The sequence below is a fragment of the Holdemanella biformis DSM 3989 genome (assembly GCF_000156655.1).
GTDB classification, from domain to species: domain Bacteria; phylum Bacillota_I; class Bacilli_A; order Erysipelotrichales; family Erysipelotrichaceae; genus Holdemanella; species Holdemanella biformis.
The window spans coordinates 1-1994 of sequence record NZ_DS996872.1 but is presented as its reverse complement, the minus strand read 5'-3'; the positions used below and the strand labels follow the sequence as shown (position 1 = coordinate 1994).

Below are 1994 nucleotides of genomic sequence, written 5' to 3'. Positions count from 1 at the left end.
TGGATGTTGTACGGCGTTGTAATATGTGGTATAATAGTTCTATATAAGGAGTCTTCCCAATGAAACTTAACTACGACAGAAAATCTAAAGATCCTACCTACTTCATTCAGGTTGGGATTCGCAATGGTAAAAAGGTTACCACAAAGAATGTTGAACGTATTGGTAAACATTCAGAATTATTAAAGATTACAGATGATCCTTTAAAATATGCCAAACAAAGAGTTAAGGAATATAACGAAAATATAAAGAACAGTAAAGTCGAATATAATATCACTGTTAATTTTGATGACAAAGTCATCAATCAAGGAAATACTGTTTCTAAATCCACTTGTAAGAATACTGGCTATTTCTATTTGAAAGAACTTTATTCATCTCTTGGAATCTCTGATTTCTTTGATAAAGTATGCAGCGGACGTAAAATAGCTTTCAATCCAAATATGATAAATATGGTTCTTACTTTTTCTCGGATTCTTGATCCAGGAAGCAAGATGCATACTTTAAATAATCTTACTGGTTTCTATGGTGATTTTGATTTCTCACACCAGGATATCCTTCGCTTCATGGATATACTGGAAGAAAATTATGATGAGTATCTTTCTCATTTATTTGAATCAAGCAACAAAGTAATCAAAAGAAATATGAATGTGTGTTATTTTGACTGTACAAACTTCTATTTTGAAAAAGAATCCGAAGACGAGGATGTATATGATGAAATCACAGGTGAACTGATCAAAGGACTTCTAAAATATGGTGTATCTAAAGAACATCGTCCAAATCCAATCGTTCAGATGGGACTTTTCATGGATGCCGATGGAATTCCTTTAAGTATGTGTATCAATCCAGGAAGTGACAATGAGTCCCTTTGTGCTGTTCCAGCTGAAAAGAAGATGCTTAAAATGTTTGAGAATAAGGATATCATCTACTGTTCAGATGCCGGACTAGGCTATAATGACACAAGATTATTTAACGACTTTGGCGGAAGAAAGTTTGTAGTAACACAATCCATCAAGAAATTGAACAGTATTCTAAAACAGGCCGTGTTCAATGATTACGATTACCGTTTTTCTCAAGACGGAAAGCCTGCATCTTTAGAAACAATGAAGACATTTGATCGCACATTAAAAGAAAACAGAAATTATTACGATGGATACATCTATAAATCTATACCAGTTGATAAGCTTGTGGACTTAGGTCTATTCGAAGTCAAACAATACAAGAACGGAAAAACAAAGAAGGTAAAATCAAAAGGAAACCTAAAACAAAGAATTATCGTAACCTATTCAAGAAAGATGGCCGAATACCAGAAAACAGTACGAAACAGACAGATCGAGCGTGCTAAAAAAATACTGGCCAACATGGATCCTGACAACTTCAAAAAAGGACCAAACGATGTGACCAGATTTATTAAGAGTGATAAAGAAAAGAAGAATTACTATTTAGATGAGGCTCGTATTGAAGAAGAAGCTAAATATGATGGATTCTACGCTGTTGCCACAAATATATTTGATATGAAGGAAACAGAAGTTTTGGATATCCAGTCAAGAAGATATAAAATCGAAGATTGTTTCCGTGTCTTGAAAACAAATTTCAGCTCAAGACCCGTATATCATCACAAAGAAAACAGAATAAAAGCTCATTTCCTTATCTGTTACACAGCCTTATTGATTTATCGCTTACTCGAAGTCAAATTAGACAGAAATAAAACTCATTTCACAACAGAACAGATCATCGAAACATTGCAGAACATGAATGTGGTTAACTGCTCCGATATGTACTACCAGGCCTGTTACACAGGCTCAGATGTACTGGATTCACTTGAACAACTGTTCGATTTAAAACTGAACCGAAAATACTATCAACCAAAAACATTAAATAAATTTAAAAAAATTTGAAAAATAAAATTCCCATACAACATTTCATAAAAGTAAAAAATGAGCGTAAAGCCTTTGAACTAAAGGTTTACGCTCATTGTTGCGTTATATAACTGTCGAAAA

1 protein-coding gene is annotated in these 1994 nt (G+C 33.5%); it reads left to right on the top strand.

The genetic code is table 11. The annotated features are described in order from the left end of the window. Window positions 1–59: 59 nt before the first annotated feature. Entirely contained in the window at window positions 60–1892 is a 1833-nt protein-coding gene (locus EUBIFOR_RS11955; protein WP_003866337.1) for an IS1634 family transposase, read from the top strand. Window positions 1893–1994: the final 102 nt, after the last annotated feature.